Origin of the sequence: Lacrimispora xylanisolvens (assembly GCF_002934545.1) — a bacterium.
GTDB classification, from domain to species: Bacteria; Bacillota; Clostridia; order Lachnospirales; family Lachnospiraceae; genus Lacrimispora; species Lacrimispora xylanisolvens.
Window position 1 is genome coordinate 183,775 of sequence record NZ_PTJA01000007.1, and the last position, 25,088, is coordinate 208,862.

22 protein-coding genes and 2 other RNA genes are annotated in these 25,088 nt (G+C 42.1%); 4 read left to right on the top strand and 20 right to left on the bottom strand.

Translation table 11 applies throughout. From position 1 onward, the window contains the following. Window positions 1-166: 166 nt before the first annotated feature. Window positions 167-1,090 (top strand): aspartate carbamoyltransferase, encoded by a 924-nt coding sequence (gene pyrB, locus BXY41_RS14520; RefSeq protein ID WP_104437572.1) that lies wholly within the window; start codon window positions 167-169, stop codon window positions 1,088-1,090. Next, entirely contained in the window at window positions 1,084-1,509 is a 426-nt protein-coding gene (locus tag BXY41_RS14525) for an aspartate carbamoyltransferase regulatory subunit (protein WP_104437573.1), read from the top strand. Before pyrB ends, BXY41_RS14525 begins: the two co-directional genes overlap by 7 nt. A 75-nt stretch (window positions 1,510-1,584) precedes the next feature. On the opposite strand, the gene rnpB is transcribed toward BXY41_RS14525, so the two are convergent. The 16 genes from rnpB to BXY41_RS14605 form a co-directional block, all read right to left on the bottom strand. Next, an RNA gene (rnpB, locus tag BXY41_RS14530) (RNase P RNA component class A) lies at window positions 1,585-1,930 on the bottom strand. Window positions 1,931-1,991: 61 nt separating this feature from the next. Beyond that, the gene (locus BXY41_RS14535) at window positions 1,992-3,653 is read right to left on the bottom strand and encodes a nucleoside kinase (RefSeq protein WP_104437574.1); all 1,662 of its coding nucleotides are present in this window, start codon (window positions 3,651-3,653) and stop codon (window positions 1,992-1,994) included. Window positions 3,654-3,664: 11 nt separating this feature from the next. Continuing rightward, window positions 3,665-4,486, bottom strand: a complete 822-nt coding sequence (locus BXY41_RS14540) for a Nif3-like dinuclear metal center hexameric protein (RefSeq protein WP_104437575.1) — start codon at window positions 4,484-4,486, stop codon at window positions 3,665-3,667. Continuing rightward, entirely contained in the window at window positions 4,464-5,174 is a 711-nt protein-coding gene (locus tag BXY41_RS14545) for a tRNA (adenine(22)-N(1))-methyltransferase (protein WP_104437576.1), read from the bottom strand. Before BXY41_RS14545 ends, BXY41_RS14540 begins: the two co-directional genes overlap by 23 nt. 20 nt (window positions 5,175-5,194) lie before the next feature. Further along, window positions 5,195-6,367 (bottom strand): RNA polymerase sigma factor RpoD, encoded by a 1,173-nt coding sequence (rpoD, locus tag BXY41_RS14550; RefSeq protein ID WP_104437676.1) that lies wholly within the window; start codon window positions 6,365-6,367, stop codon window positions 5,195-5,197. A gap of 72 nt (window positions 6,368-6,439) precedes the next feature. Continuing rightward, entirely contained in the window at window positions 6,440-8,212 is a 1,773-nt protein-coding gene (gene dnaG / locus BXY41_RS14555) for a DNA primase (protein ID WP_104437577.1), read from the bottom strand. Between the two features lie 49 nt (window positions 8,213-8,261). Beyond that, window positions 8,262-9,272 carry a deoxyguanosinetriphosphate triphosphohydrolase gene (locus tag BXY41_RS14560; RefSeq protein ID WP_104437578.1) on the bottom strand — a complete coding sequence of 337 codons (1,011 nt, stop codon included), beginning with the start codon at window positions 9,270-9,272 and terminating at the stop codon, window positions 8,262-8,264. An 86-nt stretch (window positions 9,273-9,358) separates the two neighbouring features. Next, window positions 9,359-10,189, bottom strand: coding sequence for an AraC family transcriptional regulator (locus BXY41_RS14565; protein ID WP_104437579.1), 831 nt, complete (start codon window positions 10,187-10,189; stop codon window positions 9,359-9,361). Between the two features lie 72 nt (window positions 10,190-10,261). After that, entirely contained in the window at window positions 10,262-11,965 is a 1,704-nt protein-coding gene (locus BXY41_RS14570; protein ID WP_104437677.1) for a S8 family peptidase, read from the bottom strand. 47 nt (window positions 11,966-12,012) lie between these two features. Further along, entirely contained in the window at window positions 12,013-14,289 is a 2,277-nt protein-coding gene (locus BXY41_RS14575; protein WP_104437580.1) for a SpoIID/LytB domain-containing protein, read from the bottom strand. A gap of 9 nt (window positions 14,290-14,298) precedes the next feature. Next, entirely contained in the window at window positions 14,299-15,531 is a 1,233-nt protein-coding gene (locus BXY41_RS14580) for an AI-2E family transporter (protein WP_104437581.1), read from the bottom strand. A 99-nt stretch (window positions 15,532-15,630) separates the two neighbouring features. After that, window positions 15,631-15,809: non-coding RNA, 6S RNA (ssrS, locus tag BXY41_RS14585), on the bottom strand. Window positions 15,810-15,893: 84 nt separating this feature from the next. Continuing rightward, complete coding sequence (locus tag BXY41_RS14590; RefSeq protein ID WP_104437582.1) at window positions 15,894-16,157, bottom strand: HPr family phosphocarrier protein; 264 nt, start codon at window positions 16,155-16,157, stop codon at window positions 15,894-15,896. Window positions 16,158-16,187: 30 nt separating this feature from the next. After that, window positions 16,188-16,982 carry a GNAT family N-acetyltransferase gene (locus BXY41_RS14595; protein WP_104437583.1) on the bottom strand — a complete coding sequence of 265 codons (795 nt, stop codon included), beginning with the start codon at window positions 16,980-16,982 and terminating at the stop codon, window positions 16,188-16,190. Between the two features lie 84 nt (window positions 16,983-17,066). Next, window positions 17,067-17,711, bottom strand: coding sequence for an HAD family hydrolase (locus tag BXY41_RS14600; protein WP_104437584.1), 645 nt, complete (start codon window positions 17,709-17,711; stop codon window positions 17,067-17,069). A gap of 64 nt (window positions 17,712-17,775) precedes the next feature. Then, complete coding sequence (locus BXY41_RS14605; protein ID WP_104437585.1) at window positions 17,776-19,467, bottom strand: phosphoenolpyruvate carboxykinase (ATP); 1,692 nt, start codon at window positions 19,465-19,467, stop codon at window positions 17,776-17,778. Window positions 19,468-19,618: 151 nt separating this feature from the next. On the opposite strand from BXY41_RS14605, the gene BXY41_RS14610 reads away from it, so the two are divergent. After that, complete coding sequence (locus BXY41_RS14610) at window positions 19,619-20,584, top strand: pectinesterase family protein (protein WP_104437586.1); 966 nt, start codon at window positions 19,619-19,621, stop codon at window positions 20,582-20,584. Window positions 20,585-20,627: 43 nt separating this feature from the next. Here the strand turns inward: BXY41_RS14610 and BXY41_RS14615 are convergent, their stop codons facing one another. From BXY41_RS14615 to ybaK, 3 genes are all read right to left on the bottom strand, one after another. Further along, a complete protein-coding gene (locus BXY41_RS14615; RefSeq protein ID WP_104437587.1) occupies window positions 20,628-21,092 on the bottom strand; it encodes a NanQ anomerase/TabA/YiaL family protein in 465 nt (154 codons plus the stop codon). A 79-nt stretch (window positions 21,093-21,171) separates the two neighbouring features. Beyond that, the gene (locus BXY41_RS14620; RefSeq protein WP_104437588.1) at window positions 21,172-22,059 is read right to left on the bottom strand and encodes a cell wall hydrolase; all 888 of its coding nucleotides are present in this window, start codon (window positions 22,057-22,059) and stop codon (window positions 21,172-21,174) included. Window positions 22,060-22,369: 310 nt separating this feature from the next. Further along, window positions 22,370-22,843: a Cys-tRNA(Pro) deacylase gene (gene ybaK, locus BXY41_RS14625; protein ID WP_104437589.1), complete on the bottom strand. Its 474-nt coding sequence runs from the start codon at window positions 22,841-22,843 to the stop codon at window positions 22,370-22,372. A 215-nt stretch (window positions 22,844-23,058) separates the two neighbouring features. Here ybaK and BXY41_RS14630 point away from each other — a divergent pair, with 215 nt between their 5' ends. Beyond that, complete coding sequence (locus BXY41_RS14630) at window positions 23,059-23,958, top strand: LysR family transcriptional regulator (protein ID WP_104437590.1); 900 nt, start codon at window positions 23,059-23,061, stop codon at window positions 23,956-23,958. An 86-nt stretch (window positions 23,959-24,044) separates the two neighbouring features. Here BXY41_RS14630 and ilvC read toward each other — a convergent pair whose 3' ends face one another. Beyond that, complete coding sequence (gene ilvC / locus BXY41_RS14635; RefSeq protein WP_104437591.1) at window positions 24,045-25,055, bottom strand: ketol-acid reductoisomerase; 1,011 nt, start codon at window positions 25,053-25,055, stop codon at window positions 24,045-24,047. Window positions 25,056-25,088: the final 33 nt, after the last annotated feature.

Here is a 25,088-nt window from a genome sequence, read left to right on the forward strand (position 1 = left end):
TCCGGCATTCTTTATTTTCTTAATCTTCCTTACATATTCCTTACACGTCCAGAAGTCTTTTAAAAACCCGTAAAAAATATTTTAAAAAAGAGTGGAAATATTTCAAAGTATGCTTTATAATGGGATAGAATTTTAAACCATAACTCAGTGGATAAAGGAGATTCTTATGAGACATTTACTTAACCCGTTAGATTTCAGTCTGGAAGAAACCGGACAACTGCTTGATCTGGCAAAAGATATTGAAGATAATCTTCCGGAATATTCTCATGTATGCAATGGAAAAAAACTAGCGACACTTTTTTATGAGCCAAGTACAAGAACCCGTTTGAGTTTCGAGGCTGCCATGCTTAATTTAGGAGGCAGCGTACTTGGCTTTTCCTCTGCCGATTCAAGTTCTGCTTCTAAAGGAGAAAGCGTCGCTGATACCATTCGGGTCATCTCCTGTTACGCAGATATCTGTGCAATGAGACACCCCAAGGAAGGCGCACCATTAGTTGCTGCAAACTACTCCGGTATTCCAGTCATTAACGCAGGAGACGGCGGACACCAGCATCCAACACAGACACTTACTGATTTACTCTCTATTCGTTCCTTAAAAGGCCGTCTGAACGATTTAACTATTGGTCTTTGCGGTGATTTAAAATTTGGCCGTACTGTTCACTCTCTTATCAATGCTCTTGTAAGATACGAAAACATCAAATTCATCTTAATTTCCCCCCCTGAACTGAGGGTACCTGAATACATCCGGGAAGATGTCCTAAGGGCCAACAACATTGAATTTATTGAAATGGACAGTCTTGACGATGCCATGCCGGATCTTGATATCCTGTATATGACACGCGTACAGAAAGAACGTTTCTTTAACGAAGAAGACTACATCCGTTTAAAGGACTGCTACATTCTGGATAAGAAGAAAATGAAGCTGGCGAAAGAAGATATGTATGTTCTTCACCCCCTTCCCAGAGTCAACGAGATCTCTGTAGAGGTTGATGATGATAAACGGGCCGCTTACTTTAAGCAGGCACAGTATGGTGTTTATGTACGTATGGCTCTTATCATGACATTACTGGAGGTAAATAAACCATGTTAAATATTGGCGGATTAAAAGAAGGTATCGTATTAGACCATATTGAGGCAGGAAAGAGTCTGGAAATCTACTACAATCTTGGACTGGACAAGTTAGACTGCCAGGTAGCTATTATCAAGAATGCAAAAAGCAATAAAATGGGAAAGAAAGATATTATCAAAATAGAAGGCGGTATGGATCATATTAATCTGGAAATCCTGGGGTATATTGATCACAACATCACAGTTAACATTATCCGGGATAATGAAATTGTAGAAAAGAAGACGCTCAGCCTTCCTAAAAAGATCACCAATATCATACAGTGCAAAAATCCACGCTGCATCACTTCCATCGAGCAGGGACTTCCCCATGTTTTTTATCTCTCAGATGCCGAAAAGGAAACCTACCGCTGCATGTATTGTGAAGAAAAATACAGCAGATAACAGAACAGAGGGTAACGCCAAAATCACAGGAAATGTGATAAAGCGTACCCTCTTTTAATTGACATACTATTAAATGCTTTGAGTAAGACGATAAGCCGGGTTATGTCATTGAATGGCCATCTATCTAGGCCTGCCGTCGCCAGCAGGCTCAAGCGACCTACCCGGAAGCAGACGGGCCGCCTTATGCTTCCTGTTCGGTCTTGCTTCGAATGGGGTTTACATGGACCCCTCCTGTTACCAGAAGAGCGGTGGTCTCTTACACCACCTTTCCACCCTTACCGCAGATGCGGCGGTTTATTTCTGTTGCACTTTCCCTGGAGTCACCTCCGCCAGACGTTATCTGGCATTCTGCCCTGTGAAGCCCGGACTTTCCTCACCTGCAGCCTTTCGGCTTTGCAGCTGCGGCCATTTGTCTTACTCAAAACCATATAAGTTTATCATAGTTCCAGCCATTTGTAAAGCTGCCTTTTAGGATATCTTACTTACACCTTAAAACAGCTTCCTCCAATAAATTCCCTTACAATGGAGTTTCGCGGAATGTCTTCACTGTTAACTCCCAGAAAATAATCCAGGAACTTTAAAAGCCGTTTCGCTTCCATGTATTCAGGGGATTCCCTTGGTATTCCAAACAAAAGCGGTTCTGCATATTGCTTTAAAACAGATAATTCATATACTGTCGCAGAATTAAACATCATATCTGCAGATTCCTGGAATGGGAAAATATAGGCTTCCTCTCCCTCTCTTACAGTGGGCCACATGCGTATGGTATCCTGGGCTGATGCACCTCTTGTTCTGGCATCCCGCACCATGCGCCTGATCAGACGGCAGTCCGTGGTTGGAATCCGGTTGTGCTCATCAATGTTTAACTGGGTCAGTGCACTGACATAGACCCGGAATTTACTATCTTTTGGAAGTGAATAGGATAACTTGTCATTCAGACAGTGAATTCCTTCGATTACCAGAATATCGTCATTACCCAGCTTTAAGTAATCTCCCCGATATTCCCGTTCCCCTGTTTTAAACTGGTATCTTGGCATCTCTACCGTTTCGCCAGCTAAAAGAGCCGTCATATCCTTATTAAACTGATCGATGTCCAGACATTCCAGCACTTCATAATTGTAGCTTCCGTCAGGATTTTTCGGACTGTTAACTCTGTTTACAAAATAATCATCCACTGCTATGGGGTGTGGAATCATCCCCTGGGCTTTTAACTGGACTGATAATCTGTGAGAAAATGTAGTTTTTCCAGAGGAAGACGGACCTGCGATCATAACAAATTTTTTACTTCTGTCAGAACCAATCCGTGCTGCAATTTCGGCAATCTTTTTCTCCTGAAGCGCTTCCTGAATCAGGAGCAGCTCATTAATATCACCTGCGGCTATGACTTCATTTAATGCTCCGACATGGGAAACATTCAGACGTTCTCCCCATTTAACACTTTCCTTTAGCACCGCGAAAAGCTTCTGTTTTTTTTCTGCCTCAAAAACAGGTACTTCCTGTGGATTTTCCTTCTGAGGGAGCATAAGCATAAATCCTTCATCATAAGGAATGATATTGAAATATTTAATATATCCCGTATTCTGAACCATATAGCCGTAAAAATAATCTTCAAAGCCACCGATGCTGTATAAATTTACGCGGGATACTCTGCGGTAGCGGAAAAGCCGTTCTTTGTCATACATACGGTGCTTATGAAATAATTCAATGGCATCATCTGTATTGACGCTTCGCTTCATAATGGGAATCTTCTGATCCACGTATTCCCTCATGCGTGTCAGTACCCGGTTTAACAGTTCTTCCGTCAGTTCTACGGTTCCATGGGGCTGAATGTAATATCCCTTTCCCAGGGAAAAATCAACTGTCACTTTTTCAATGTTTTCAGAACCAGCCACATCATAAAATGCTTTCATCATAAGAAAAATTGCGCTTCGGTGATAAGTCTGTATTCCCGGCTGATCTTTTCCGGTATAAAATTGAAGTGTACAGTCAAACTGAACGGTCTTATGAAGTTCTCTCAATTTGCCGTTGATTCCTACCAGCAGAATCTCATCTTCATACTGGGACTGATATTCCTTTGCTATATCCTGATAAGTCGTTCCTATTGGATATTGTTTCTTAGTTCCATCTATTGTTACAATCGCCATTCTTTTCCTCCTTATAAAAATGTCTCAGGAAATCTCACATCTGCCTTGCCAATCTCCAGTTCTTCCCCTGCATTCGCCTTTAGAAAATCTTCCATAAATTTAAGGAACAGATATTCCAGTCCGTAATGGCCTGCATCGATCACTGCCATATGACTGGCTGCTGCGTCAGTTCCGCTGTGATGTCCGATATCACCGGTAATCAGTACTTCTACTCCTGCTTTTAATGCAGGTTTTATCATGCTGGAACCAGCGCCGGGGCTGATTCCCACAAAGGTTACCGGCTCTTTTATATCCTGTTCTCCATATATGGTAACGAATGGAAGCTGAAACCGTTCTTTTACCAGACCAGCCAGTTCCCTCACTGTCATGGGCTGTTCTAAATAACCGGTCTTTCCAATCCCATATGGAAGTTCTTTGATACCTTCCGGTGTTTCAAACGGAACAATTCCTTCTTGTTCCAATACCTGGGTTTTTTCTAACCCTAACATACCCGCAGCGGCATCCGCCATACAGCCTGGTGCTGAATCAAAGTTGGTATGCATGGCATAACAGCAGATATCATGCTGTATCAGCTTCATCAGTCTTTCACCAATAAAATCACTGTCAGTAATTCTGCTTACAGGCTTAAAAATCAGGGGATGATGGGTCAAAAGAAGATCAGCTCCAAACTGCACCGCCTCTTCAATTGCTCTCTCATCCCCGTCCAGCGCGATAAATACTTTTTTTATCTCTTTTGTATTCCGTCCCACAAGAAGTCCTACATTATCCCAGTCACAGGCACATCTGACAGGCGCCAGCTGTTCCAGTATTTCAATCAGTTTGCTGCATTGCATCTTGTGCCTCCTTATTCCACTTCAGTTCCAGTTTCAGTTCTTCGATTCTGCCCTCTGCGTTTTTTGTCCCGCTTGACTGAAGTCCTTTTAAAATTTCACCAATCTGTATCTGTTCTTTCTGTAAAAATTCCTTTAAAACCGGATTTTTTGAATCTAACAGGTCTTTTCCGTACCGGTATCCCAGCTCCGGATCTCTATCTTCCGAAACCATGGAATCTCTGGTAACACCCATGACAGAATAATATTTTCCGTCCTCTTTTATCATAGTCTCTCTTCTTATAGAAAATTCATGTTCTGCAAGAAACTTACGAACTTTATAAAGCTCCGAATGAGGTGACAGAACCCAGTATGAGATACTGTCCCATAAATGCCGTCCCTCCTCCAATATATGTATAATCAGCTCTCCGCCCATGCCAGCAATGACAACGCAGTCAGCCTGATTTTTCTCTAACTTTAAAAGCCCGTCGCTTAAACGGACTTCAACCAGATCGGTAAGACCTGCCTCTTTTATGTGAGTCTGGGCCCTTAAAAGAGGCCCTTTTCTCACATCCATGGCGATTGCAGATTTTGCAATCCCTTCCTGTACTAAATGAATCGGGATATAACCATGATCGGTACCGATGTCAGCCACACGGCTGCCACCAGGTACAAAGGAAGCGATCATTCCCAAACGTTTTGATAATTTCATAGTAAACTCCGTATTATTTCTTAATCGTCCAGATAATCTTTCAACTTTTTGCTTCTGCTGGGATGGCGCAGTTTTCGCAAAGCTTTCGCTTCAATCTGTCTGATCCGTTCTCTTGTAACATTAAATTCTTTTCCAACCTCTTCCAAGGTTCTGGGGCGCCCGTCATTTAAACCAAACCGAAGTTTTAACACCTTTTGCTCCCGCTCTGTCAGGGTATCAAGCACTTCCATCAGCTGTTCATGAAGCATGGTAAAGGTTGCCGCATCTGCAGGAACCGCCACCTGATCGTCCTGGATAAAATCACCTAAATGACTGTCTTCTTCCTCGCCGATGGGTGTTTCTAAAGAAACCGGCTCCTGGGAAACTTTCATAATTTCCCGTACCCGCTCTACCTGCATATCTGCCCTTGCCGCAATCTCTTCCGGCACAGGTTCTCTTCCCAGTTCCTGTAAAAGCTGTCTGGATACGCGTACCAGACGGTTAATGGTCTCCACCATATGAACAGGGATCCGGATTGTACGGGCCTGATCTGCTATGGCCCGGGTAATTGCCTGTCTGATCCACCAGGTTGCATAGGTGCTGAACTTATAGCCTTTCCGGTAATCAAACTTTTCTACTGCTTTAATCAGACCTAAATTTCCTTCCTGTATCAGATCTAAAAACTGCATTCCCCGCCCCACATAGCGCTTGGCGATACTGACGACCAGCCGGAGGTTGGCTTCTGTTAATCTTTGCTTCGATTCTTCATCCCCAAGCTCAATCTTTTTTGCAAGTTCAATCTCATCTTCACTGGATAGCAGGGGAACTTTACCGATTTCTTTTAGATACATGCGGACCGGATCTTCTACGCTGACACCTTCCGGAACAGATAAATCGATGCTTTCCATATCGATTTCTTCCTCTTCCTCGATGTCCTCTTCCATAAACAGATCTTCGTCTAAATCCAGTTCTTCTCCACCCATGGAAAGCACATCAACTTTGCTGCTCTCCAGGAAATCATAGATCTGATCCAGACGGTCTGAATCCAAACTCTCTCCAATAAAGAAATCAAGTACTTCCTGATTTTCCAGGACATTTCTCTTTTTTCTCGCCAATAAGAGGAGCTGGTTTAACTTCTCCTCAAATGCCGCTGTTGACTCTTCCTGCCTGCTGCCAAAAACCTGTTCCTCTTCTGTCTTTCCTGAACCCACCATCTTATCTGCTGTCTTCTTAACATTCTCGTCCATGTTTTTCCATCCTTCCACAGCCTGCCTATAGTGTACACCCTAATCCAGCGAAATATTCAAATCCCTCAGCGCAGCCTGTTCCTTTATAATTCTTTGCAGTTCTTCTATCCCTGCTGCATGACGGCTGGCATGATCCAGACTGTTTTTTTTCACTTTCATTATTGTTTCCGAAAACGCTTTTTTCTGTTCTTCATTATCAAGAGACTCTTTTAAGCTCGCATGGAAAAGACCTGCGACAGTCCGGTATTGATCATCATCATCGATGAAATGATTCAAAATCTCGGCCGGATTCAGTGTTCCGGCAGCGTGTCCGTCAAAAACCATCTGTGCCACCTTATGATACAGTTCTTCTATAAAATCATCAGGAGTAATGACCCCTTTAATCTTATCAAATAGTACAGGATTTTCAATCAGCCAGGTAAGCAGCAGTCTTTGAGACTGCATAACCCCATCTTCTTTTTCTTTTTTCCGCTGATTCTTCCCGTTCTCTTCCTCTTCTCCCCTTACTGAGGACCGGACAGGTCCGAGAGTGGCTCCCAGCCGGTTAACCAGGCGTTTTAAATCCTGGTAATTAATGAAAAATTCTCTGGAAACAGCTTCTAAATAGTTTTCCCGTTCAAGCGCTTCGGGAAATTCCAGAAGCTTTCTTGCCGTTTGATTATAAAACTCTGTTTTCTGTTCCGGATCATCCATCTTGTAATTCTTTTTCAAAACTTCAATCTCAAAGAGAAAACTGTTTTGCGCCTGTTCAATTCTCTGTTTAAATTCTTCCGCTCCCAGATTCTTTATAAATTCATCCGGGTCCTTATAAGGCTCCATATTAAGAACACGAATGGAAACTCCCGCATCCCTTAAAATGGGAATCGCTCTCAGTGCCGCTTTCCGACCTGCTCCGTCACTGTCATAGGTAAGAATTACTTTGTCCGTATACCGCTTTAACAGCTGGGCATGCTGAGTGGTAAAGGCCGTTCCCAGGGAAGCCACCGCATTGGTAAAGCCTGCCTGATGCATGGCAATTACATCCATATACCCTTCGCAGATCAATATGTATTTTTCCCGTGACAATCTGGCATAGTTCAGTCCATATAAGTTTCTGCTTTTATCAAACAGCTTTGTCTCCGGTGAATTTAAATATTTCGGTTCACCGGCTCCCATAACTCTTCCGCCAAAACCGATGACCCGGTTATTCACATCCATGATGGGAAACATCACCCGGTTCCAGAACTTATCATGACTTCCCTTTTCCTCAATGGTCACAAGCCCTGACTGCTTTAATACAGCATCCTCATACCCCTTGCCTCTTAAATAGCGGTATAAATCGTCACTGGTTTTATTGGAGTAACCCAGCCCAAAGCGGACTATGGTTTCATCACTTAACTGCCTGTCCTTTAAATACCGGTAACCCGCTTCGCCCTGAGGCTTCTTGAGCTGATAATAAAAATAGCTGGCAGCCAGCTTATTCATCTCCAGAAGAGCGGCCCTTAAATCTTCCTGCTCCCTTGCCTCTTTGCTGTATTCTTCCACCGGCAGTTTTACTCCTGCCCGGTCTGCCAGCATCTTAAACGCTTCTGAGAAGGAATAATTCTCATACTCCATAACAAAGGTAATAACATTACCGCCTGCACCGCAGCCAAAGCAGTAATACATTTGTTTGGCCGGTGACACGGAAAAGGAGGGAGACTTTTCATTATGAAACGGGCATAAGCCAAAATAATTGCTGCCTTTTTTTTGCAGTTTCACGTACCCTGATACGATATCCACAATGTCATTCCTTACGCGGACTTCTTCTATTATGTCTTCCGAATATCGCATAAAGCCATCATCCTCCTTTCACAAAGATTTATGATAAAATGCTTATTTGTCAAATTGCTTTCCATGCCTTTGGTACAAACAGTTCCTCAAACCGGTCAATGGCGTAGCTGTCACTCATGCCGGCAATATAATCACAGACAGCACGTTCCTTGTCTGCAGTACCTTTTTCCATTAAATACCGGTATTCCTGGGGAAGCTTATCCGGATGATCCATATAATACTCAAAAAGCATGGCGATCATCTTCTGTGCTTTTCCTTCTTCTGCTTTTGGAATCTCATTCTTATAGACATGCTGAAACATCCAGGTTCTAAGTCCCTGCATGGCTGCTTCCATATCAGAAGACATGATGATCTCATTCTTCCCATAGCTGTTATTAATAATATCATGAATGAGGTTATTCAGTCTCTCTCTGACGCTGTGTCCTAAAATATCGGTATAGCAGCCAGGAAGATCCTCCTCCACAAACATCTTTGCCCGGATTGCATCATCGATGTCATGATTAATATAGGCAATTTTGTCAGAGAGCCGGACAATGGCGCCCTCCAAAGTAGAAGGATGACCGCTTGTCCGGTGATTTAAGATTCCATCTCTCACTTCCCATGTGAGATTTAAACCCATTCCGTTCTTTTCCAGGATTTCAACTACCCGCACGCTCTGCCTGTAATGGGCGAACCCCTGGGAACAGATCTCATTCAGAATTGCTTCTCCGGAATGGCCAAACGGAGTATGTCCAAGATCATGCCCCAGCGCAATCGCCTCTGTTAAATCCTCATTCATGCGCAGGGATTTGGCAATGGTTCTTGCTATCTGGGAAACCTCCAGTGTATGGGTAAGTCTTGTCCGGTAATGATCACCCTCCGGTGCCAGAAACACCTGAGTTTTGTGCTTCAGCCTTCGAAATGCTTTACAGTGAATGATTCTGTCACGGTCCCGCTGGTAAGCGGTGCGGATATCACAGGGTACTTCTTCCCGTTCTCTGCCTTTGGTATTCTTGCTAAAAGCAGCATAAGGACTTAAATAAGCTTCCTCCCACTGTTCAATGGATTCTCTGATATTCATTCGATCACATCCTTCGCATAGTTATGGTACATTATATCATATTTTCAGTAATTTTAACACCCTATATTAAATTATTTGCACTGTGCTCATCTGGTGCTGTTGATGTGTTTCCTGTATTCACTGGGCAGACAGCCATATCGTTTCTTAAACGCCTTGGCAAATGCCCTGCTGTCAGGAAATCCATGCTTCATGGCAATTTCCCCGATTTCGTGATCTGTTCCCATGAGTTCACGCACTGCATATTTGACTCGCAGGTCAATTAAAAAGGTACGATAATTAACCTGCGCATACTTTAAAAAAATTCTGGATAAATAGGTGGGACTGAAACCAAAGCGCAATGCCACCGAGTCCAGCTTTAAATCCTGATCATAATTCTCCCTCATATACTGGGTTACATCAGAAAGTTTATCCAGCTGTTTTTTCTGCCGGATGATCTCTTTATCCATATTTTCTGTTTTAAACTCTGTTACCAGAAGATACAAAAGCTGATAGAACTGGCTTTTTACCTGAAAGCTATAGCCATATTCCTGTTTGTCATAAGTAAAAAAAAGAGAAGTCACAAGATCCTTCAGTCTGCGGTTTGCCTCTTCTCCTTTTCTTTCAAAGTTCACATAGGAATCTTCTCCCATGTAATCTTCAAAGGTCTCTCCCGGAATCTGCAGGACAATGGTAATATTAGGATTGGGGCATTCGATGGAATGAACCTCATTGGAATTGACCAGTACAAACTCATCTCTGGTAAGCTTAAGATGGGTATTATTGATAAAAAAATCAATCTCTCCCTCCAGTACCAGAAAAATCTCTACCGAGTGGTGCCAGTGCTTTGTCACTTTATAGTTTCCTTCTCTGCCCTCGAAAATAAACAGCCGGAAAGGAAGATCATTATTGGGAATTACCAGCTCATGCCTGATTTCCATTTCACACCTCCGTAAAGTACTGTATCCATTATAAAACATTTTTGTCTGTTTTCCAACGGATTTTCTTTTGTATTACACAGGAAGACTGTCACTGACACATAAAACGCCATACCCCAGTTCCGGATTGGGATACTGGGTGATTCCGGGAAGTTTTCTTGCCCCGCGGATGAGATATGCTTTTATTTTTTCCCCGAAAAGGAACGGATCTCTTCCATCCACAATTCCCCACTCCATGAGAAGCGCGGAACTGCCAGTGACAAATGGTGTTGCAAACGAAGTTCCTGTTACCGAATCATAACCTCCTCCTGCATATGCGGCGATAATCCCTACCCCCGGTGCAGCCAGATCCGGCTTTACCTGATTGGTTCTTCTGGTGAAACCTCTTCCTGAAAAATCGGCATAGGATTGGTAGGTATCATCATATGCTCCCACCGAAATAACTTTCGATGCTGTGGAGGGAATGGTTAATGTGGTTTCCGGTGTTGCCCGTAAAAAACGGGTGGACTGATTTAACACACCAGAGGATGGCAGCCATAAATCATATTTCCCCTCAACAATCTGTCTGGGTGTCAGCCGGAATTTCCAGATTCCACTGTCAACATACGTGTCCGCAGGAAGAAAGTCTAAATAAATCTCCTGTGCCACACTGTATGGCCCCGGTTTTCCGTAATACAGAAGGATCTGCGTATTTCCGTACCGGATGGTCTGGGGACCAAGCCGGCTGCTGATGGGGCCGATTACTTCTCCGGAAGGAGTCACAATGCTGATATCAAACAAATCCGCATAGGATTTCCAGAGCTGGACGCTGAAGCTCTGCTGAAAATTTCCCACACTTAGTTCTATCTCCTGAGGACTTGCCATGGTCAGTGTTCCTGAAATATGTCCGGCACCAACCCCTTCGTTTCCTGTACCAACCACGATTACTGTTTTCCCATAATTGGAGATATCATCAAGAAATGTTTCCAGAAGACTGGTTCCGTCGTGAGATCCATACGTATTGCCAAAGCTTAAATTAACGGCAACCGGCATCTGCATATCCACTGCTTCTTTTACTGCAAAATTCACTGCACGCATAAGTTCTGTAGTCCTTGGAAACCCGTTTTCCTGAGGCACTCCCAGCTTCACCACCAGAAGAGGGCTTTCATATGCAATCCCTCTGTACTGCCCCCGGTTTTCCCTGCCGTTTCCTGCTGCTATGGAGGCTACCGCAGTTCCATGACCGGTAATATCAACGGACGGAACCAGTTTATTGGCCTCTGCTCTGCTTCCTGTTGCCAGAGCTGCATCAATCTCCTCTTTTGTAAATACTCTGTCCAGGGTCTGATCCCACAGCTTTACAATCCGGGTGGTTCCATCAGGGTTTCGAAAATCATCATGATAATAATCAATTCCGGAATCAATAATGGCTACAAGAACACCTTTCCCTGTCAGATTGTTAGTTCCCTGCTGGACCAGATTGACACAAGAGGCCGCTTTTGCCTGATTTATGGCAAAAAACAGCCTCTTTGGTTTTTCCACATATTCAATCTGGGGAAGATCACTTAACTGGTCAATCAGGGACTCCGGTACATTCAAGATGGCATACTCATTTAACATTGGCTCCACCCTGATTCCTATCTCGGTAAGAAAACTGATATCACCGGAATGCTTTACAATCACATCCCATGTTTTTTCCACGGGATTATATCCTACATTTAAATTACCTGACTTCTCCCGCTCCTCCGGAGTTGCACTGAGAGCGAGATTAAGCAGATTTTCCAATTTCTGATCCTGCATATAAACATCCTGTGCTTTTTTTACATTGTACGCAGGAAGACGCTCTCTCATTCCTTTACGCTGTCTGCCTCGCATACCTTAACACCATGATAAAAAAACTGCAGGATATCTTCAAAAGATTTTCCTTCCTTTGCCATAGTCTGGGCTCCGTTCTGGCTCATCCCCACTCCATGACCAAATCCGCCGCCGTAGATATGAAACGTAGTGATGTTTTTTTCATCAACTCCCTGATTTTCTATGGCCAGATAAGCGCTGGGAAGGGAATCGAAATTTTTCATCTGGGTTCCGTCTTTTTTGGTAAGTGTCATATATTTATTGCCGAGTTTGGCTCTGACCTGACCCTCTCCGCTTATGGTCATAACGCCTTCTGAGCCTTCAACTCTTAACTTCTTTACGATACCCCCTACTCCTCTTTCGACCACTGTAATGTTTAAGATGGAGCCTACCTCAGTAATCTCTTCTTCCAGCTGCCGGTTGGTTACTGTCGTCTCCCACCGATACATGGGGAATGAGGAATCATAAGCCGGATAATCCTTATTTTTTATAAATTGTTCAAAATCAGAATTGGTGGAGAGATTTAACACTGCCCCGCCATCCTGAAGCAGACTCCCGTCTAAATAAGGAAACTGGGCCGGATCTCCTCCCCACACACTGCCATCTGTCGTATGGCCGCAGGAGGTGGAAAAATAAAATGCTTCAATGGGAGTATCACCATAAAACAGCAGTTTGCCGTAAGTTTCCCGCACTGCATCCTCCGTCTTTACCGCAGTAGGAAGATTATTGTACACTTGAAAACGTGTGCTGTCGTCTACATGGGCGCCATATTTGCTGTAGGTATTGCTTTGGATCTGGCGGTATGCATAGGTTCTTGCACACACAGCCTGGGCTTTCAGCGCTTCCTTTTCGTAGCTGTCTGGCATCTCACTTGGAACAACTTTTGTTAAGTAATCCTCCAGATACAGCTCATTAATCAGAAGTAATCCATCGGAATCCTTTCTGATCTCAATGGTTCCGCCATAAGTAGGTGTTCCATAGGAACGGTTTATGGAATTCACCTGTATCGAACCACCTTTTTCCAGAGGAGCTGCTACTATTCTGCCGCTCTTTAACCTTTCATCGGAGGGTTCAATGATCACTTCCGCTTTTGGAGGTACCTGAACGGTCTCTTTATCATAAGTCAGTGTAAGACCTGTGTCAGAAGAGAGTGTAACCGACGGGTGAAAGATGGACTGAAAATTCGTGTTCATCAAAAGCACCCGTATGGTCTTTGCATCAAATTCACGAACAAGTAAAGCTGCACAAAGCTTTCCATGGGCTACAACAAAATCCTGAATGTCATAACCAACTAAAATATCGGTAACAGACCGTTCTTCAAACTGACCATACAGGCGGTATACTTTAAAGTCCTTATCAAACTTCAGCTTTCCATAATTCTCAATTTCAATATAAGAATCGGTAATGGCAAGTACCTTCCCGGATATTCTTTTTTTCTTCAACGTAACTTTTTCTAAATTTCCCCGTTTCAGACTGATATCTGCCAGATTGTTAACCAGATCCTCCGTCTGCCCTAATGATGTATCCAAAGGAAAAGTTCTGATAACAGAACCAAAGTGCACCTGGAATGTCTGATTATCCCCAGCAGTTAGCCAGACATTCTTATATGTAACAGAATCACTTACCACTTCTTTTAGTGCAATGATCTCATTGCCTTTTACCAGAATCTTTATTTCCCAGTCAATATAAGAATCCAGACTGATCCCTTCAAACCCGAATGTACCTTCACTGGTATAGGCAGTCCATACGGAAGAAGGATTAATGTTAGAAGGTGTTCCATAAAGTAGTACATCCATTGTTTTTATCTGATTTTCTTTATCAAGTGCTTTTTTTAAATCGTCAAACAGATTCCACCATTCATCAGCGGTTATATGTTTGCTCTTATTCTTTCTTCCTGCATGAATGTTGGTTCCTGAACCAGGAACCAGCGCTTCTGCCAGACTTTCTGCTTCCTGGTAAGTTAAAAAACCTTGTGCAGTTTCTTTGTCTGCAGGCATAAGCCCAGCATCAAGATAACCATTGGCATATAAGTAATCCATATATTTCGCATACCAGAGGCTCTGATCCTGTTTGGAGAAATATTGCTGTTTTTGATTGTCCGGCATTTTTTCCAGGCTTTCTCTGTCTGTAAGAAGGAGAGCTGCTGACTTGCATGCCAACCCCCTTGAGATCCCCTCTGGTTCCGGCTCATTCATCAGAATAATGATAATGAGAATGATAACCAGGAGAGGAATTCCGACGACAAATCCAATCAATGACTTTTTATTCATGCGCTCCTCTTATTTCATATATGTTTTTTTCTCTTCTTCAATCCGATCCAGATTTAAATAATCTTCTGTTTTTAGAGAAAGATCTTTCTTTGAAAGTGACCCGTTTACCAGTCTGGTAATCACACTGTAGAGCACGGCAAAGGTGGGCACGGCAATAATCATTCCCACAAATCCAAACAAACCTCCAAACAGAAGAATGGAAAACAACACCCAGAAACTGGGCAGACCAGTGGATTGTCCAAGAATTTTAGGTCCGAGTATATTTCCATCAAACTGCTGCAAAAGCAAAATGAAAATCAGGAAATAGAGACACTTTACCGGGCTGACTAAGAGTATTAAAAATGCACTGGGAATCGCCCCGATGAAGGGACCAAAAAATGGTATGACATTGGTAACTCCTACAATTACGCTGACTAACAGTACATAGGGCATCTTCATCGCATTGAGCAGCACAAAGCACATAATTCCGATAATTAAAGAATCTAATAGCTTACCAGTAATAAATCCGCCAAATACACGGTGTACAAATCGGATTTCTTCAATTGCCTGATTCGCCGTTTTTAAGGAAAATATGCTATAAATTATTTTTTTCCCCTGAGCAGAAAGCGTCTCTTTGATATTAAGAATATATACCATAACAATAACGCCGATTAATATATTCTTAAAAACCAGAACAACGCTTAACAGGCCGCTGGATAAGCTGCCGATTAAGGAAGTCATATTGGGGACTAAATCAGTGGACATCCAGCTCTGAAGCCGGCTGGCAACCTGATCATAGATAGGGATTATGGCTTTTTCAAAAGCAGGGTTATCCTGAAACAGCTTTTGAAGTCCAAGTGCAATATTATTGATGTTATCTCCGAAATTATTCTGTATCCCCATAATGCTTGTATAAATTTCGGGTATAATCATTGAGAAAAGTCCTATGACAATCACAAACAAAAAAATCAGGCTGACCAGAGTCGCCAGAGCTCTTGAAATGGAGCGAACCGTCTTCTTGTTGTGAAACACCTTATTCAGCATACGGGCTGCCATGTCCCTTGTTTTGTTATAAACCGGCAATAAAAGATATGCCAGAACTGCGCCATAAATGACTGGCATTAATATTTCTACAATCAAATCCAACGTACCTTTTACCGATTCAAACCGGGAAAGAAAAAAAGCAAATGCTATGCTTAATGCAATGACTGCAAGAGCAGTTACTCCCCAGCAAACGTAACTGCGGTATTTAAAATCCTTCATCTTCATCTCCTTTATGGTTGAAATTAATATATGTCTTAACATACTTTACCATATTTTTCCATAAAGTTAAAGCAGCGATTTCTCGCTGCTTTTTTCTTTTGTAACCCCAAAATGCCGGTTCTTACTTATTGACGCCTAGCTAAGCTAGGTGGGCAACCTCACTCAGGCATCTGCCTTCCACTACAACGGAGGCCTGACATCCGCCTGAAAATATTGGAATCCCTTATGTCATAATGTAGGTTCAAAAAAGGTAAGATTATCGCACATCTCAGGAATTACAGTCTCTATTTTCTATGGCTTCAGTATACAACAATTCCAGAGAATTTTCAAGTTCCTTTTCCTGTCAGTTTTTACTTAACTGATCAGAAAACAATATTCTTACCGCCAAGAAGTCTTCCGTGTTCCACATATAAATCCAGCCGGTTTAAAAGGGAATCGCAGGATTCTTCCTGTATAATCAGCTCAACCGCTTCAGCAGTTACCAGGGAAAGAACAGATAAAAGTGATTTCGCATTTACAATGCAGTCTCCATTCATCAATTCCATCTTTTCTTTACATTTACCGGCTATGGTCACAAATTCCAATATGGAGTCCATGCCCCAGAAACCGATCCTAACCTTTTTCATCTGCTGTAATCCTCCTGATTTTTCTTGCGTTTAAAACAGTCCATTCTCCAGATTTCCAAGTGTGTATACCTGATATTCTTTTTCAAAAATATAGCCAAGCTTTTCCGCCAGTCCGGCGGCAGGAATGTTGTCCGCATCCCAGGTTGGAAAAATCTCCTGTTTTAAACAGGATAAGATTAATCCTGCACTGCATGCCAGAGCAAGACCCCGGCGCTTATATTCCCTGTGCGTCGCAACTTTTACCACAATCTTCTCTTCACTGATTGGATAGGCCGAACAACCGGAAACCAGTCTTTCACCGTCCAGTGCTGCAAATCCAAAACCGCGATGGATAAAATCCTTCTGGGTTTCAAAATCAGAACAGATTTCTCTGCTCCACTCTGAACTCATGGCTTTCTCATAAAGACTCTGATTCATTTTTTTTATTTGAATTCCTTCAGGAATGGAATTCAGATAATTATTCAGCGTCTCCTTAGAGAAAAGATCTTCGTCTGTTCTCATGGCATAACGGGACATAATCCGGCAACTGCCTCCAAACGTCTCTTCCAGCCATTCAGACCAGCGTTCGTCGGAAGGGGTAATAAACCCCTTACTGCAGTTTTTAATTAAAAGTTCCCTGAGCTCAAGAGCCTGCTCTCCCTTGGGACAAATTCCGGCCAGATATACAAAATTACCCGAATGAATCAAACAAAAGGACGGATTATCCCGCTCCGGGACCCAGACTTTTCCGATACGCCCTTTTGCAACAGCAGAGGGAATCACCTCTTTGCTCATGCTGCAAAGTTCTCTTACAATCTGTCTCTCATCTCGTTCCAATTCAATCACAATAATTCTCCTTCCGCTGGTGCTTCGTCTTCCAAATACCGATATCAAAAGGACTGTTTCCTGTTAAAGCCCTAGTATAGCACACTAGAAAAGATTCTGCAAATCAAAAATTGATTCTACCAGAAAATCTGCTCCCGCCTTTGTAAGTTCCTCCCTGCTCCCATATCCATACAATGCCCCCACAGATTCCATTCCAAACTCCTTTGCACCCAAAATATCATGTTTCCGGTCGCCGATCATCACTGTCTTTGATATATCACGGATTTCACAGGTATCAAGCACATAACGGATCACATCTGCTTTCTTTACACGGATTTCTTCAAAATCCGCTCCTCCCATAAACTCAAAATAAGAATCCAGTTCAAAATGTTCCAATATCATTCTTACAAAGACTTCCGGTTTTGATGAAGCAACATAAAGTTTTTTCCCGGATCTTACAAGTGCGTTTAAAGACTCTCTGGTTCCCTCATATACTTTGTTCTCAAAGATTCCCTGTGAGGAGAAATATTCCCGAAAGATCTCCACTGCCTTTTGGGCATCTGATTCTGTAAATCCATAGTACTCCATAAAGCTGTCTTTTAAAGGTGGTCCGATAAAACAGCATAAATCATCGAGGTTTTCCACTTCAATTCCAAAAGCATGCAGAGCATGGCGGACCGATTTTGTAATTCCCTCTTTGGGATCAGTCAGCGTTCCATCTAAATCAAACAGCAAATAATCTTTTTTCATAACATCTCCTTCACTTACTTAAAAACAGAGACGAAAAAGTTCTCCTTTTTCGTCTCTGTGACAATTACTTCAATTGATCAACAACCTTCTGGATTGCCTCTAACGCATCATCAGGAAGCTTATCGTATCCTTCTTTTGCAACTGACATATTGGCAACAAATTTCACACGATCCTGCATACGAGCCTTTAACTGCTCTGCATAAGTCGGGTCATTCAGATCCGGAACGAATCCTTCCCACTCAAAGATATCGATATCTGTAAATGGTCCCCACTGTTTGAACTCTGCCTTTTTATCAACAATTGCTTCCAGAATTCCAAGTGTATCCTTAGGCTGAACCTTCTTGCCCATAAAATCACCTGTATTAATAATATAGCAGTCTACGTTCTTTTCTTCAACCAGTTTTTTGAATTTTTCATAATCATTGGCAAGAGGATAGGTTCTGAATGGGTTCGCATAAGGAACAACTACCAGTGCATTCGGATCTGCTCCCGGAGCAAGTCTCTCTGCAGTGGATCTCTTGGTTGCAAGAGTTGCGCCCATAACAGATGCCAGTGATGCTCCTTTTAATTTAACTACTGGTGGGATGGTAGGATCCTTCATAATCCAGAAAATTGCATTAACAGGAGATTCAATCTTATCCACACGGTTTGGTGACCATAATTTAGACTTAATTGCACGTCCGTTACCATTTCTGATATCTTCTGTTACCAGCTGAATCTTTCCGTCTTCATCCAGGGTACAGGAGCAGTTCTGTGCAGTCAGTAAGTACTTGTTGTCCTCACATCCGGTAGGATAATCCTGTGTCTTATCAAAGTATGTAGGTTCAATTGCAACAGATGCGCAGGTATCGGTATTAATGATAAATGCATCGTCATGAAGTACGGTAACGCCGTATTTGCCACCATGTTTTGCATGTGTAATTGTGGATTTACCGGATCCTGATAAACCAAATACAGATGCAACATACTTGGAACCGTCAGAAAGGGTATACTCCTTTTGTCCGCCGTGGCAGGAAGCATAGCCGTTGCGGTTGGCAAGTGCCCATACCATGGTAAGCGTACCTTTCTTATGCTCTCCAAAATATCTCATGCCGAGAATCGCAGCGCAGTTTTGTTCCGTGTTAAAATAACAAAGACATTTAGGATCGCTTAAACAGGACAGATCAACACCAGGACGGTCAGAACCATTCCACTGGGGATCAGAGAAGATATAGATATCAGGCTCTTTGCCATCTCCTACCGGTTTAGAAGCCTTATACATGTTGACATACTGATCAGACATATACTGGAAGTTCAGCATCCAGTTATATAAGATGTTCTCCTCTCCTTCCGGAATGAGAAGATGCGCCTTCACCATATACTCCGGATCAAGGCCAGCGTATACCTCTGCATGATACATGGTTTTCCACCGTGTCTCATAAACAGCATCCATAACAACTTTGTCAAGAGCTGCACAGTTTACTCCAGGTTCCCCTGCGATTCTTCTGGCTGTTGCATACCGTCCGGTAATCGCACCATCATTAAACAAAAGTACTTTTGCATCCTTATCCAGACCGAATTCTTCTCCTCTATAAACCGGCATATCTGTAACAATCGTTCCTGGTGAGTTTTTTGCCAATTCATATGCCTCACGAAGCGTATTAACTTTAATTACATTATTCCCATAGAATGGTGCCTCGATAATTGAACGTGTCGTTGCAAAGCCAGGCTTTCCTTTTCCAATTTCATTAATTGGGTAATAAGCTTTTGTTGACATATAAAAATCCTCCTTATAAAATTCAAATTTGCTCTCATTATCTCATTTTGTTAAGAAAAAGTCAATATTTTCTATTGCATTTTCCACAAAAATTGTTTATATTTAATGTGCATTATGCATCATGTATACAACATTAGAAAGAAGGTCAAATATGATACACATTTCCAAAGATGGCACCGGAGATTTTGAAAGCATACAAAAAGCGCTTGACTCATTGCCAAAAAACGGCACTGCCGAACATACCCTTTTCATTCACAAAGGAGTTTATGAGGAGCAGATCACAATTACCACTCCTCACGTAACCTTTCTTGGCGAAGATAAGAACAACACCATTCTCACCTATGGCCTATATGCCCATATGCTTATGGAAGACGGTATGAAGCGGGGAACGTTTCGAACCTATTCCTGTTTAATCGATACTTATGATTTTACAGCAAAAAATATTACGTTTGAAAACAGCGCCGGAAAAGGAATTGATGTGGGACAGGCTCTTGCCGTTTATGCAGATGGCGATCGCCTCTCCTTTGAAAACTGCCGTTTTCTTGGCAATCAGGATACCATATTTACAGGTCCGCTGCCGCCAAAGGAAATTGAGCCAAACGGATTTATCGGACCAAAGCAGAATGATCCAAGAATTAACGGAAGACATTATTATAAGGACTGCTATCTGGAGGGTGACATTGATTTCATTTTTGGAAGTGCTACTGCCTACTTTGAAAACTGCACGTTCTTTTCCAAATATACGGGAAAAGAAATCAGCAGCTATGTAACTGCCGCATCAACTCCGGAAGGCCAGGAATACGGTTATGTAATGGAAAACTGCCGTTTTGAAGGAAACTGTCCTCCAGATAATGCTTATCTGGGACGTCCGTGGAGAGAATATGCAAAGACAGTTTTAATCAATTGCTATATTGGCGACCACATCTGCCGGGAAGGCTGGCATGACTGGAACAAAGAGGGGGCTCATAAAAATGCCTTCTATGCCGAATATGGCAGCTACGGTCCAAAAGGAGACATGGATCACAGACCCGACTGGATTTACAGACTGAAGGAAACTGACCTTGTCAAATATACAAAGGATGCCGTACTATCCGGATCTGACGGCTGGAAGCTTTAAAAAACGGGATTCTGTTCCTTTAAAAGAACAGAATCCCGTTTTTTTAATTTTCTTTGATTTTAACAATTACTTTCTTAATTGGAGCTGGTTCTCCGGCTGCAGCCTTTGGTTTATGTCCATCCCAGGGATTAAAAATCATATATTCTCCAGACTTCACTACCGCCTTTAAGCCTGGGTTTTCATTGTCGTAAAATACAACATCTTTTTCATCGTTATATGGTACTTTTTCATTCAGTTCATCAATTCTTGCGTAAGTCATAATCTCAGAACCAGAAATCACATACTGAATATCTGTATAATTATGGTGAGCTTCATATTTCGCTTCTTCCCATGGAATTGTTGTATATTCTACTACATTGGCAAAAACGTTCTTGCCGTCAATCTCATATTTACCTGGCTCCAGTTTCTCCAGATCAGTATTCTTAAGAAAATCTACTGCCTTGGCATATCTGTCTTCCACACCAAGGTTTCTGTAAAAATCAAGGTTTTTTGCTGTGTCAAAAATCATTTGAATACTCTCCTTTTATGTATCAGTATAGTTATATAAACTATAGTATACACCAAAAACAGAATATTTAACAATGTTTTTATTTAAAAAATTCATGGTTTCCGTGCTGGAATAAATAAGTCAAATGGGAATCAAACCAGCTGATTGCGCCGCTCCTTGAACCCCTTCGATTCATAAAATACAAAGCTCCGTTTGAATAGTCCTCACCTTCCAGTGCCCTGTTCACACAATCAATGGTATTGCTGGTAACCTTAACGGAATTAATACTTCCATTGGATACCGGGGAAAACTGGGAGGGTGAATAAACAACTCCTTTCACTGTACTTGGAAATTTACCGCTTTTTACACGATTTAAAATCACATTTGCTACAAGAATCTTTCCTTCATCATCACAAACTCCGGCTTCTGCCTGCACAATTTTTAACAAGACATTATAGTCTTCATCCGACAGAGACGTGGCACGTGCTGCTTTTTCCTCTTCTGCCTTTTTGGCAGCTGCTTCTTCCGCTTCTTTCGCCTTCTGGGCTTCTTCTGCGGCTATCTGCGCCTGCTTTTTTGCTTCCTCCTCCAGTGCAATCTGTTCGTTCATGCGCTGGATTCTGGTAAAGGATTCTTTTTCCAGTTCCTGCTTTTGTATGACTTCTTTTTCCAACAGATTTCCAGCAAGTTGCTGTGCCTGCATCTTGGGATCGGTAAGGTTAATTTGTACTTTTGCTTGTGAAGCTGTTTCCTCTTCTTCAACGTTCTCATCATCGGTAGCGTCTTCTAAAGCCCGTGTTTCTGCAAATGCCGTTAATGCATTTTTTCCGCTGCTTCCAAATCCTGTGGAAGTAAAAGCAATCACTGTAATTACTGCGGCACCTGCCATAAAAACTGCTGAGGAACGATACATTCGCTTCGTGACCCTTACGGACATTCCTCTGAAGAACTGACTAATCTGCTGAAGGATAGAGCGTAGTGTAAGCATAAATACTCCTCTTTCTCTAATCTCATTTGCGTGGGCTTCGGACTGTTCCGTACCCGTTTCTTTGTGTCGTCCGTAATTATAGAAGAATCCCGTTAAAAAAGTCAATGGTCATTTAACATTTTTGTGATAATTTAACTTCTTAATTTTTTTCCATTTTTATTTTTTTGTTAGTTATACACTATTTTTACTTGTACTTATGCGATTTTTTTGTATTAAACATGTGTTAACTTTTTACAATAGTATTACATTTCTGTTAATTATTCACCTCCGCACTGCTAGCCTGTCTTACCGTTTAAATGTTTTATGTAAACTAATTCAGGGTAAGTGAGGCGAAATTACCTCTAATAAAGCCAGCAAGTTTCTGTGGGGCGATGACAATTTGCTGGCCTCTGATGCCGGCACTTACTACTATTTCAGGATAATTTTCCGCGGATGCATCAATCCATGTAGGAAACTGCTTTTTCATTCCCACAGGAGAACAGCCACCCCTGATATAACCGGTAACTGACTGTAACTCTTTCACGGAAATCATTTCAACCTTTTTATCGCCTGTAAGCTTTGCTGTCTTTTTTAACTCCAGCTCAGCATCAACAGGAATACAGCAGACAAAATAACCTGTTTTATCTCCTTTTAATACAAGAGTTTTAAATACACTTCCATGGTCAACCCCCAGCATATCCGCTGCATGGCTTCCTGATAAATCCTGTTCATCAACGGTATATTCCCTTGTATCATAGGCAATCCCTGCTTTATCAAGCATTCTCATCACATTTGTTTTTATCATATCAGATCACTCCTGTCCTTTTGTTTTATGAATTACATCATAATAAGAAAAACTCTGTTTGTCCAGCAAAAGCTTATGCAGGCTTTCCCTCCATGCAGGCTATCTGTCTCCTTGATTTTCCTGCTTTACATTCCGATATTTCACCTGATATAATATCAATATATAGTATTGTGTATTATTATAATGAATGGTTATAAAATGAAAGGATTTTTAATATGGATCAGAATCTTTCCCAATATAAAATTTTTTATGAAGTAGCAAAAGCTGGTAATATTTCCAAAGCTGCCAAAGAACTTTTCATCAGTCAGCCCGCAATCAGTAAGTCCATCAGCAAGTTGGAGGACAATTTAGGCGTGGCATTATTTACCCGAAATTCCAGAGGCGTCCAGCTTACGGAAGAGGGGAAACTTTTGTTTCATCACACAAAAACAGCATTTGAAGCGATAAACAGAGGGGAACTGGAACTAAAGAGAGTAAAGGATTTTAATATCGGGCACTTAAGAATCGGTGTGAGCAATACCCTGTGTAAATACATTCTTCTTCCTTATTTAAAGGGTTTTATTGAAAAGTATCCTCATATTAAGATTACCATAGAAAGCCAGTCCACCACCCATACGGTTGCCATGCTGGAGCAGCAGCAGATAGACCTGGGATTGATCGCTGAGCCCTCTAACCGCCGTCCCCTTTTATTTAATCCAGTTATGGAGATTCAGGACATCTTTGTATCGACCAGTGCCTATCTGGAAAATTTATACTTAAGAGAGGGAAAGAATGCTGATTTGTTTCAGACAGGCAACATCCTTCTATTGGACAAAAATAATATGACAAGAAAGTATATTGACGAATATTTAAATGAAAACCAGATCATTCCCAATCAACTTTTGGAGATTACTACGATGGATCTATTGATAGAATTTGCCAAAATCGGTCTGGGGATTGGCTGTGTGATTAAAGAATTTGTCCAGGATGAGCTGGATAAAAAAGAACTGATTGAAGTTCCCATGATAGCTGGTATAAAAAAACGAACGGTTGGATTTGCCTATAACCCGGGATCTGTTTCCACAGCAATGGAAATCTTCTTTGAAGCAATGCAGAAAGCCGGAATCAGAGGCTGATACGCAAAAAAAGGCTGATATAAAAGAGAAATTATGTTAACCACACTCTTTTTTTATCAGCCTTTTAACATATGCTAAAATTATATTTAGTTATCGATCAGTTTTCCGCCGTTATTCCAGCTGTAGAGCTTACGCAGATCTGCTCCGACTTTCTCTAATTCATGAGAAGCTTCTGCATTTCTCATAGCTTTGAAGTGAGCACCGCCAACCTGATTCTCAAGCAGCCAGTCTTTTGCAAACGTACCATCCTGAATGTCTGTCAGCACTTTCTTCATAGCCTTTTTGGTCTCATCTGTAATAATCTTTGGTCCTGTAATATAATCTCCGTACTCAGCTGTATTGGAGATTGAATATCTCATACCTGCAAAACCGCTTTCGAAGATAAGATCAACGATCAGCTTCATCTCATGTACACACTCAAAGTAAGCGTTCTCTGGTGCATATCCTGCTTCCACCAATGTCTCGAATCCAGCTTTCATCAGTGCGCATACACCGCCGCATAATACAGCCTGCTCACCAAAAAGATCTGTCTCTGTCTCAACGCGGAAGGTTGTCTCTAAAACGCCTGCTCTTGCACCACCGATTGCAGATGCATATGCCAGAGCCTTGTCCATTGCCTTGCCGGTATAATCCTGATGAACTGCCACAAGACAAGGAGTTCCTCTGCCTACCAGATATTCATTACGAACGGTATGGCCTGGTGCTTTTGGAGCAATCATAGTAACATCAACATTCTTAGGAGGAACGATCTGTCCGAAGTGAATTGCAAAACCGTGAGCGAACATCAGCATGTCGCCATCCTTTAAGTTGGGTTCTACCGATTCCTTATACATAGCAGCCTGTTTCTCATCGTTGATCAGAATCATGATGATATCTGCTTTTTTTGCTGCTTCAGCTGCAGTATAAACGGATAAACCCTGAGCCTCTGCTTTCGCCCAGGAACTGCTTCCTTCGTAAAGTCCAATGATGACATCACATCCGGACTCCTTTAAATTAAGCGCATGGGCATGACCCTGGCTTCCGTATCCAATCACTGCAATGGTCTTACCTTCTAATAAAGATAAGTTGCAGTCTTCCTGGTAGTAAATCTTTGCCATCTTTCTTTCCTCCTCATATACTGACTCATAATA

Coding starts and splice junctions, on each gene's coding strand:
- BXY41_RS14570 (WP_104437677.1), bottom strand. CDS start 11,965: ATGCAGGATCAGAAATTGGAAAATCTGCTTAATCTCGCTCTCAGTGCA.
- BXY41_RS14600 (WP_104437584.1), bottom strand. CDS start 17,711: ATGAAAAAAGATTATTTGCTGTTTGATTTAGATGGAACGCTGACTGAT.
- BXY41_RS14590 (WP_104437582.1), bottom strand. CDS start 16,157: ATGAAAAAGGTTAGGATCGGTTTCTGGGGCATGGACTCCATATTGGAA.
- rpoD (WP_104437676.1), bottom strand. CDS start 6,367: ATGGTGGGTTCAGGAAAGACAGAAGAGGAACAGGTTTTTGGCAGCAGG.
- BXY41_RS14575 (WP_104437580.1), bottom strand. CDS start 14,289: ATGAATAAAAAGTCATTGATTGGATTTGTCGTCGGAATTCCTCTCCTG.
- BXY41_RS14545 (WP_104437576.1), bottom strand. CDS start 5,174: ATGAAATTATCAAAACGTTTGGGAATGATCGCTTCCTTTGTACCTGGT.
- BXY41_RS14560 (WP_104437578.1), bottom strand. CDS start 9,272: ATGAATATCAGAGAATCCATTGAACAGTGGGAGGAAGCTTATTTAAGT.
- BXY41_RS14620 (WP_104437588.1), bottom strand. CDS start 22,059: ATGCTTACACTACGCTCTATCCTTCAGCAGATTAGTCAGTTCTTCAGA.
- BXY41_RS14565 (WP_104437579.1), bottom strand. CDS start 10,189: ATGGAAATCAGGCATGAGCTGGTAATTCCCAATAATGATCTTCCTTTC.
- BXY41_RS14535 (WP_104437574.1), bottom strand. CDS start 3,653: ATGGCGATTGTAACAATAGATGGAACTAAGAAACAATATCCAATAGGA.
- BXY41_RS14580 (WP_104437581.1), bottom strand. CDS start 15,531: ATGAAGGATTTTAAATACCGCAGTTACGTTTGCTGGGGAGTAACTGCT.
- ilvC (WP_104437591.1), bottom strand. CDS start 25,055: ATGGCAAAGATTTACTACCAGGAAGACTGCAACTTATCTTTATTAGAA.
- BXY41_RS14540 (WP_104437575.1), bottom strand. CDS start 4,486: ATGCAATGCAGCAAACTGATTGAAATACTGGAACAGCTGGCGCCTGTC.
- BXY41_RS14605 (WP_104437585.1), bottom strand. CDS start 19,467: ATGTCAACAAAAGCTTATTACCCAATTAATGAAATTGGAAAAGGAAAG.
- ybaK (WP_104437589.1), bottom strand. CDS start 22,843: ATGATAAAAACAAATGTGATGAGAATGCTTGATAAAGCAGGGATTGCC.
- BXY41_RS14610 (WP_104437586.1), top strand. CDS start 19,619: ATGATACACATTTCCAAAGATGGCACCGGAGATTTTGAAAGCATACAA.
- pyrB (WP_104437572.1), top strand. CDS start 167: ATGAGACATTTACTTAACCCGTTAGATTTCAGTCTGGAAGAAACCGGA.
- BXY41_RS14525 (WP_104437573.1), top strand. CDS start 1,084: ATGTTAAATATTGGCGGATTAAAAGAAGGTATCGTATTAGACCATATT.
- BXY41_RS14615 (WP_104437587.1), bottom strand. CDS start 21,092: ATGATTTTTGACACAGCAAAAAACCTTGATTTTTACAGAAACCTTGGT.
- dnaG (WP_104437577.1), bottom strand. CDS start 8,212: ATGCGATATTCGGAAGACATAATAGAAGAAGTCCGCGTAAGGAATGAC.
- BXY41_RS14630 (WP_104437590.1), top strand. CDS start 23,059: ATGGATCAGAATCTTTCCCAATATAAAATTTTTTATGAAGTAGCAAAA.